General features: G+C 71.3%; 9 protein-coding genes and 1 pseudogene. 5 read left to right on the top strand and 5 right to left on the bottom strand.

Annotated elements, in window-relative coordinates; all coding sequences use genetic code 11:
- A pseudogene (locus COGEMETH_RS07965) lies at window positions 1-143 on the top strand (type I pantothenate kinase); the annotation flags it as partial.
- A gap of 41 nt (window positions 144-184) precedes the next feature.
- Here COGEMETH_RS07965 and COGEMETH_RS07960 read toward each other — a convergent pair.
- Together COGEMETH_RS07960 and COGEMETH_RS07955 are read right to left on the bottom strand one after the other, a co-directional pair.
- The gene (locus tag COGEMETH_RS07960; protein ID WP_238182068.1) at window positions 185-322 is read right to left on the bottom strand and encodes a hypothetical protein; all 138 of its coding nucleotides are present in this window, start codon (window positions 320-322) and stop codon (window positions 185-187) included.
- A 7-nt stretch (window positions 323-329) separates the two neighbouring features.
- The gene (locus COGEMETH_RS07955) at window positions 330-1,637 is read right to left on the bottom strand and encodes a glycerate kinase type-2 family protein (RefSeq protein WP_238182067.1); all 1,308 of its coding nucleotides are present in this window, start codon (window positions 1,635-1,637) and stop codon (window positions 330-332) included.
- Between the two features lie 248 nt (window positions 1,638-1,885).
- Between COGEMETH_RS07955 and COGEMETH_RS07950 the strand changes: the two genes are divergently transcribed.
- The 4 genes from COGEMETH_RS07950 to COGEMETH_RS07935 all read left to right on the top strand — a co-directional run bounded on the left by COGEMETH_RS07950 (window position 1,886) and on the right by COGEMETH_RS07935 (window position 5,825).
- A complete protein-coding gene (locus tag COGEMETH_RS07950) occupies window positions 1,886-2,602 on the top strand; it encodes an N-formylglutamate amidohydrolase (protein WP_238182069.1) in 717 nt (238 codons plus the stop codon).
- Between the two features lie 59 nt (window positions 2,603-2,661).
- A complete protein-coding gene (locus COGEMETH_RS07945) occupies window positions 2,662-2,970 on the top strand; it encodes a DUF1244 domain-containing protein (protein WP_238182066.1) in 309 nt (102 codons plus the stop codon).
- 104 nt (window positions 2,971-3,074) lie between these two features.
- On the top strand, window positions 3,075-3,356 hold the full coding sequence (locus tag COGEMETH_RS07940) for a DUF2312 domain-containing protein (RefSeq protein ID WP_238182065.1): 282 nt from the start codon (window positions 3,075-3,077) through the stop codon (window positions 3,354-3,356).
- Between the two features lie 150 nt (window positions 3,357-3,506).
- On the top strand, window positions 3,507-5,825 hold the full coding sequence (locus COGEMETH_RS07935) for a putative bifunctional diguanylate cyclase/phosphodiesterase (RefSeq protein ID WP_238182064.1): 2,319 nt from the start codon (window positions 3,507-3,509) through the stop codon (window positions 5,823-5,825).
- 25 nt (window positions 5,826-5,850) lie between these two features.
- On the opposite strand, the gene COGEMETH_RS07930 is transcribed toward COGEMETH_RS07935, so the two are convergent.
- The 3 genes from COGEMETH_RS07930 to COGEMETH_RS07920 form a co-directional block, all read right to left on the bottom strand.
- Window positions 5,851-7,143, bottom strand: coding sequence for an O-acetylhomoserine aminocarboxypropyltransferase/cysteine synthase family protein (locus COGEMETH_RS07930; protein WP_238182063.1), 1,293 nt, complete (start codon window positions 7,141-7,143; stop codon window positions 5,851-5,853).
- Window positions 7,144-7,228: 85 nt separating this feature from the next.
- Window positions 7,229-7,615, bottom strand: a complete 387-nt coding sequence (locus COGEMETH_RS07925; protein WP_238182062.1) for a response regulator — start codon at window positions 7,613-7,615, stop codon at window positions 7,229-7,231.
- Between the two features lie 113 nt (window positions 7,616-7,728).
- Complete coding sequence (locus tag COGEMETH_RS07920) at window positions 7,729-8,052, bottom strand: YnfA family protein (RefSeq protein ID WP_238182061.1); 324 nt, start codon at window positions 8,050-8,052, stop codon at window positions 7,729-7,731.
- Window positions 8,053-8,264: the final 212 nt, after the last annotated feature.

The raw sequence follows: 8,264 nt of genomic DNA, 5'->3' as shown, positions 1-8,264 counted from the left end.
ACCTGCACCGCTGGTACGTCATGCGCTTCATGCGCCTGCGCCAGACGGCGTTCCGCGATCCGCGCTCCTACTTCCGGAAATACGCCGAGGTGCCCGAGGCCGAGGCGTTGGCCATCGCCGACCGGCTCTGGACCACGATCAACCACCCAGGAAACGTCGCAGCGTCGACGAGGTCACGAAGAAATCAGCCGACGAGGATGATGCGGCAGTCGTTGACATTGGTGCGGGTGGGGCCGGGCTGCGCCGTGCTCGGCGCCGCGCTCCTCGGCGCGGGGCCGAGCACGGCGCAGCCCAGGAAACGTCGCAGCGTCGACGAGGTCACGAAGAAATCAGCCGACGAGGATGATGCGGCAGTCGTTGACATTGGTGCGGGTGGGGCCGGGCTGAACGAGGTCGCCGATCGCGTCGAAGAAGCGGGTCGAGTCGTTGTCGGCCAGCATCGCGGCCGGATCGAGGCCAGCGGTCCGGGCGCGTTCCAGAGTCGTCGGGTCGACGAGGCCGCCTGCCGGATCGGTGGCCTCGCCGCGCCCGCCGTCGGTGCCGTCCGTATCGGCGGCGATGCCGCTGATGCCGGGCTCGGCGGCGAGCGCGATGGCGAGCGCCAGGGCGTATTCCTGGTTGGGACCGCCATGGCCCTCGCCGCGGATGGTCACGGTGAACTCGCCGCCGGAGATCAGCGCCACCTTGCGGCCGGCGGCCTTCATCTCGAGGGCGAGGGCCGCATGCTCGGCGGCGACCTCGCGGGCCTCGCCTTCGAGGTCGGAGCCGAGCATCACGGGCTCGTAGCCGGCCGCGCGCGCGGCACTGGCTGCGGCCTCCAGGGCGTCGACGGGGCGCGCGATGATGCGGTAGGCGGAGCGGGCGAAGGCGGGGTCGCCGGCCTTCGGGGTCTCGTTGGCCGGATCGTTCAGGAGCCGGAGCGCGGCCTCGGGCAGCGGGATGCCCCGGCGCTCGCAGATCGCGCGGGCCTCGGCGAGCGTCGAGGGGTCCGGAACGGTCGGGCCGGAGGCGATGACGGCCGGATCGTCGAACGGCACGTCGGAGATCGCCAGCGTCAGGATCGAGCGGGCGTTGCGGGCGGCCATCGCCAGCCGGCCGCCCTTGATCCGCGAGAGGTGCTTGCGCACGGTGTTGATCTCGCCGATCGGCGCGCCCGAGCGCAGCATCGCGCGGGTGATCGCCTGCTTCTCGGACAGGGTGAGGTCGCCGGCAGGCGCGATCCAGTTCGCGGAGCCGCCGCCGGAGAGCAGCACCAGCACCTCGTCGTCGAGGCCCGCCCCGGAGGCCAGGGCCAGGGCCTCCTTCGTCGCGGCGATGCCGGCCTCGTCGGGCACCGGGTGCCCGGCCTCGACCATGCGGATGCCCGGCGCCTCCTGCCCGTAGCCGTGGCGGGCCACGGCGAGGCCGACGATGCGGTCGTCGCCGAGACCGTGCTCCTGGCGGTAGAAATCGCTCGCCACCGCGGCCATGCTGCCTCCGGCCTTGCCGGCCCCGAGGATGATCAGGCGCCCAGGCGTCGGCGGCGGCAGGTGCGCGCGCAGGCACTTCTCGGGGTGGACGGCGGCGATGGCCGCGTCGAGGAAGCCGCCGAGCAGGGCGCGCTGGGTCCGAACGGCCGGATCGGTGGGGGCTGTCATGGGGGCTCCTCGCGCGTCGTTTCCTCTCGTGCGGTCCTCGCCTGCGTGAACGCAGGTGACGGGCCCGTTTCTTGCCGTGAGCGCACGATCCTTGATACGTGCTCTGCCCGAGCACCGGCTCGTCGGCAAGGGGCCTTCCACAGGGGCGTCGGCCCACGACCGAACCCGACTCGACGAGCGCGAAACGAACCGGACCCGTGATCTCCAGCCAGCGTATCGAATCCTCCGAGCCCCACCCCGTCGAGGCGATGGCCGGCGATCCAGCCTGCGGGCTGATCCTCGTGTGCGACCACGCCTCGAACCACGTGCCGGAGGACATCGTCCTCGGCGTCGGCGCGGCGGAGTTTTCCCGCCACATCGCCTACGACATCGGCGCGGCCGGCGTGACACGGGGGCTCGCCGCATCGCTGGGAGCACCCGCGATCCTCACCCGGTTCTCGCGACTGATCATCGACCCGAACCGGGGACGGGACGATCCGACCCTGGTGATGCGGCTCTCGGACGGCGCCGTCGTCCCCGGCAACGCCCGCATCGACGAGGCCGGCAAGCTGGCGCGGATCAGGCGCTTCTACGAGCCCTTCGACCGGGCGATCGATGCGGCGGTGGCGCAGGCCGAGGCCGCCGGCCGGACGCCGATGATCCTGACGATGCACAGCTTCACGCCCTACTGGCGCGGGCAGGCCCGGCCCTGGCAGGTCGGCATCCTCTACGACCGGGACGAGCGCCTGAGCGCGCCGCTGATCGCCGGCCTGCGGGACGATCCGGCCGGGCTCACGGTCGGGGACAACGAGCCCTACGGCGGGGGCCTGCCGGGAGACACCATCGACCGCCACGCCACCATGCGCGGGCTGGCCAACGCCCTGGTGGAGATCCGCCAGGACCTGATCGCGGGAGAGGCGGGGCAGGCCGAGTGGGCCGCGCGCTTCGCCCGGCTCCTGCGCCCTCTCATGGACGCGCGCGCTTGACTCGAACGGCGCCCGCGACGACCTGAGGCGATCCTCAAGGACACCGCGCGGGGCTTTCGATGACCGAGATCGATCAGACGACGCAGACCGAACTGGAGGCGGCCGTCTTCCGCCGCCTCGTGTCGCATCTGAGCGCACGCAGCGACGTACAGAACATCGACCTGATGAACCTGGCCGGCTTCTGCCGCAACTGCCTGTCGAACTGGCTCAAGGATGCCGCCGACGCGCGCGGTCTCGACATCTCCAAGGACGAGAGCCGCGAGCGCATCTACGGCATGCCGTTCTCCGAATGGAAGGCCCAGTACCAGACGGAGGCGAGCCCCGAGCAGCAGGCCGCCTTCGCCAAGGCGCAGGCCGAACCGCACTGACCCCCTGAGACCGGATAAGCTCCCGGTAAGGATGCTCGGCTAGCTACCGGGTCAGGGCCGCCGCCGGCGGCGGCCGCGCCCCAGGCACCGACGAGGGAACTTCCATGAACGCGCATGCCATGCCCAAGACCGGCGACGTCTCATCCTCCGAGGGCGTGGCCGCCGACGAATTGCGCCAGTTCATCGAGCGGATCGAGCGGCTGGAGGAGGAGAAGGCCGGCCTCCAGGGCGACATCAAGGACGTGATGGCCGAGCTGAAGGGACGGGGCTTCGACGTGAAGGCGGTCCGCACCATCCTGCGCCTGCGCAAGAAGGATCATGCCGAGCGCCAGGAGGAGGAGGCGATCCTCGACCTCTACATGCAGGCCCTGGGCATGCACATCTGAGGTGATCCCAGCGGTGCCCCGTCGGCGGATCGCCGCGAGCCCATCGGGCACCGCCGGGGTGGTACACAACCGCACGAGCGTCCCGAAAACGGCAATGGGCGGCGGCGTCGTTAACGCCCCCCATAGGTTTAGCCTGGACGATGCCGTTCCATGGAGCGTTCATCCCTCAGCAAGGTCGGCGGCGAGTTCCTGTGTCCCGAGCACGAGGCCGCATTCCGCGCGGCCCGGCTTCCGGAGACCATGCGCCATGCCAGGCTGCTCTTCCTCCTCTCGGCGGGGTTGAACTTCCTGTTCCTGGCGAGCGACTGGCGCTTCCATGGGCAACCGCATTTCTACTGTGCAGTCCCGGCGCGCAGCTTCCTCGTCGCCTTCTCGCTGCTCTGCCTGTGGCTCGCACCGGGTCGCCGGAGCTTCCCGGCCCTCCAGCGGCTCCTGCTGGTCTGGCAGGCGGTGGCCGCGATCTGCGTGGCGATCCTCGTCACCTCGCGGTCGGACATCGCCCTGTTCGTGCTGCTGCTGCTGCCGGCGATCTTCCAGCTCGTGCTGCCGACGAGCTTCCGCTGGACGCTGATCGCCGGAATCGGCACCTCCGGCCTGCTGACGGCGAGCTACTTGCTGCCGCCTCCGTTCTCCGGCACCGCCCTCGGGCTCGTCCTGGCCGTCGTGATCGAGAACGTGGCCCTCCTCCTGGTGGTGATCCGCTCCAACCGCCTGCGGCGCCTCGAATGGTCGGCGGTCCGCGCCCACCAGCGCGCCAACGACGAACTCGACCGGAGCCAGCGCCTGTTCGAGACCCTGTTCCGGGCCGTGCCGATCCCCGTGGTCGTCTCGACGATCCCGGAGGGGCGTTTCAGCGGCATGAACGATGCCGCCCTTCGCATGTTCGGGCTCGGCGGCATCGAGCAGGCCCAGGCGCTCAGCACCCGCGACCTGATGCCGGCGTGCCACCGCCGCCGCCTCCAGGCCGATATCGACCGCAACGTCGCGATCCGCGACGTCGAGGTCAGCATCACGACGGTGGACGGACAGAGCCGCGACACCCTGATCTCGGCAGAGGCCCTGAACATCGGCGGCGAGTCGATCCTGATCTCCAGCCTCGTCGACATCACAGACCGCAAGGCAGCGGAAGGGGCCATCCGGATGGCCGCCCATCACGACGCCCTGACCGGCCTGCCCAACCGCAGCCTGTTCCAGGCCACCATCGACGCGGACATCGCGGTGGCGGCGCGGACGGGAGGCCGGGTCGGCCTGATCCTGCTCGACCTCGACGACTTCAAGGGCGTCAACGACACCCTCGGCCACGCCGCGGGCGACGCGCTGCTCCAGACGGTGGCGCAGCGCCTGTCGGCCATCGCGGAACCGGGCGACCTCGTGGCGCGCCTCGGCGGCGACGAGTTCGTGGTGATCTGCGCCTGCGACACACTGCCCGGCCAGCCCACCCGGCGCATCAACCAGGCCGCGGCCGCGATCCTCGAAGGCCTGAACCCGAGCGTCGCGCTCGCCGGGCGCATCGTCTCGCCCCGCGCCAGCCTCGGCATCGTGCTCTTTCCCGACCACGCTGACAATTCCGCCGACCTGCTCACCAACGCGGACCTCGCCCTCTACGCGGCCAAGGCGGCGGGCCGGAACCAGGCGGCCATGTTCCAGCCCGCGATGCGTGCGCGGATCGAGGAGCGGGTGACGGTCGCGCGCGAGATGCGCCTCGCCCTGGAGCGGGGGCGGATCGTGCCCTACTACCAGCCGAAGGTCTGCTTCGAATCGGGCCGGGTCGTCGGGTTCGAGGCGCTCGCCCGCTGGCGGCATCCGGAGCGGGGCGTACTCGGACCGGCCGCCTTCGCCACGGCCTTCGACGACCACGAGGTCGGCGCCGCGATCGGGGCCAGCCTCGCCACACAGGTCGCCCGCGACGTCGGCACCTGGATCGCGGACGGCCTCGATCCGGGCCGCGTCTTCATCAACCTGTCGACGGCGCAGTTCACGGAGCGGGACTTTCCCGACAGCCTGCTGGCGATCTTCGACGCGGCCGGCGTGCCGCGCGCCCGCTTCGGCGTCGAGGTCACCGAGACGGTGCTGCTGGGCGGCCGTTGCGACCGGGTCTCGGAGGTGCTCGACCGGCTGCACGCGGCCGGCGTGCGGGTGGCGCTGGACGATTTCGGGACCGGCTACGCCTCCCTCACCCACCTCAAGCGGTTCCCGGTGGACGAGATCAAGGTCGACCGCAGCTTCGTGGCCGACGTGATCCAGGATGCCAACGATGCGGCGATCGTCACCGCGGTACTGCAACTCGGCCGCAGCCTCGGCCTCGACGTGACCGCGGAGGGCGTCGAGACCGCCGAGCAGGTGGCCTTCCTCCAGGCGGCGGGCTGCAGCTACGCCCAGGGCTACCTCTACGCGCGGCCGAGCCCGGCCGCCGACGTGCCGGGGATGCTGGCCGAGACGGCAGCGCCCCGGCGGGTGGCCGCCGCCTAGGACCGGACCGGGAGCCCGGACGCCGTCAGTCGAGCCTGTCCAGCGCCTGGTCGATGTCGGCGATGAGGTCCTCGACGTTCTCCAGCCCGATCGAGAGGCGCACCGTCTCCGGGCCGACGCAGGCCGCCGCCTTCTCCCCCTCGGGAAGCTGCCGGTGGGTGGTGGAGGACGGGTGGATCGCCAGCGACTTGATCTCGCCGATGTTCACGAGGTGCGAGATCAGGTCCAGGCCGGTGATGAAGCGTAACGCTGCCGGCTCTCCGCCTTTCAAGGCGAAGGTGAAGATCGCGCCGGGCCCCTGCGGCACGTAGCGGCGGGCCATGGCCTCGCCCGGCTGTCCGGGCAGGCCCGGATAGCTCACCCAGGCCACCTTCGGATGGTCCTTGAGGTGGGCGGCGACCGCGCGGGCGTTGGCGCAGTGGCGCTCCATGCGTAGCGGCAGGGTCTCGATGCCGGTGAGCGTCAGGAAGGCGTTCATCGGCGACAGGCCGGGGCCGAGGTCGCGCAGGCCGAACAGGCGGCAGGCCACCGCGAACGGCGTGTCGGGGAAGCGCTCGGTGATGACGAGTCCGTCGTAGTCGGGCCAGGGGGCGCTGATCAGGTTGTAGTGGTCGGTGCGCGCCCAGTCAAACCGGCCGGCATCGCAGATCACGCCGCCGATGGTCTGGCCGGAGCCGCCCAGGAACTTCGAGGTGGAATGCACCACGATGTCGGCGCCGTACTCGATCGGCCGGATCAGGGCCGGGGAGGCGAGCGTGTTGTCCACGACGAGCGGCAGGCCGTGGCGCTTAGCGACCGCGGCGATGCCGGCGAGGTCCATCACGGCCGCGCACGGGTTGACGATCGACTCGCAGACGATGGCGCGGGTCCGCGGCGTGATCGCCGCCTCGAAATCCTCCGGCGTCAGCCCCTTGGCGAATTGCGGCTTGAGGTCGTAGCGGCCGTCCAGGCGCCGCATCAGGCCGAGCGACCCGCCGAACAGGCGCGGCGAGGCGACGTAGGCGTCCCCACTCTTCATCAGCGTCAAGAGGACGAGGAGCACCGCCGACTGGCCGGAGGAGACCGCGACCGCGGCCTTGGCGCCTTCCAACGCGGCCACCCGCCGCTCCAGGGCGGCGACCGTCGGGTTCGAGCCGCGCGAGTAGGAGAACCCGGTGCGGCGCATGTTGAAGATGTCGGCGGCCTGCTCGGTGGACTCGAACACGAAGCCGTTGGTGAAGTAGATCGGCTGCACCCGCGCGCCGGTGGCCGGGTCCGGGGCGGCGCCGGCATGGATCGCCTGCGTCGCGAAGCGCGGGGTACGGGTGTCGTCTGCCATCGTGCTGGACCTGTCCTGCGCCGTCCCCTGTCGGCGTCGGCTGCTGCCGAAAGCCGGCGTCTGCGTCTCGGGCTTGAGCCCCCGGTCAGGCGGCGCGGCTGATGAAGGCGCGCAGGGTCCGCACCAGGGTGGTCGGCTCGTAGGGCTTCGGGATGAAGCGGGCGCCGTCGGGCATGTCGTGCGGGCCGGGGGTGCCCATGCCGGAGACCACGAGGACGGGAATCGCCGGCCAGCGATGGGCCACGAGGCGGGCCAGCGCGAAGCCGTCCATCGAGCCCTGGGGCATGTCCACGTCGGTCATCATGACGCCGACGTCGTCGCGGTTCTCCAGGACCTTCAGGGCCTTGTCCGCGTGGCTGGCCTCCAGCACCGTGAAGCCCGCATCCGCCAGGGTGTCGGAGGCCTCCATCAGCAGGAGGCCATCGTCTTCGACCAGGAGTACGACGGGCAACTCGGAGGGGCTGTCTGGCATCGGGCCTGCGGACTCTGTCTCGTACCGGAAGCACCGGGGCCTATTCCGCGTGCCGACCCCCGTCAAGGAGCGCGGCGCGGGGGGGAGGCTCGCGCCGCGCGACGGCCGGGGTTCTAGGGGCGCGGAGCCAGCAGGATCACGGCAGCGCCCGCAAGACAGATCGCCGCGCCCGTCAGGTCCCAACGGTCGGGCCTCTGCCCCTCCGCGAGCCAGAGCCAGCCGAGGGAGGCCGCGACGTAGACGCCGCCGTAGGCCGCATAGGCGCGGCCGGCCGCGTCGGATTCGACGCGGGTGAGCAGGACCGCGAACAGGACCAGGGCGAGGCTGCCCGGCACCAGCCAGAGGGGCGAGCGGCCGAGCCGGAGCCAGGCCCAGAAGGCGTAGCAGCCGCCGATCTCGGCGAGCGCCGCGGCGGCGTAGAACGAAAACGTGCGCATCGCCGTCCCGTCCCATATCGATGCGCGCGGGCCAAGCGCCGTCGTCCCCGCGCGGATCACCGCCGGGGGCATGGCCCAAACACATAAGGTCCGGACAGGGGACGCGGGACGCCGCGGAACCTGAACGAAGCTTCAAGAACGGTTCCCCGGCGTCCCACGGCGTCGGCCCCGTTGGGGGTCGATGCCGCATTCACGTCGCGGTGTTCTCTAGC

Source organism: Methylobacterium trifolii (assembly GCF_022179685.1).
GTDB lineage: Bacteria > Pseudomonadota > Alphaproteobacteria > Rhizobiales > Beijerinckiaceae > Methylobacterium > Methylobacterium trifolii.
Note: the sequence above shows the minus strand (reverse complement) of the source record. Positions and strands in the feature narration are given on the sequence as shown.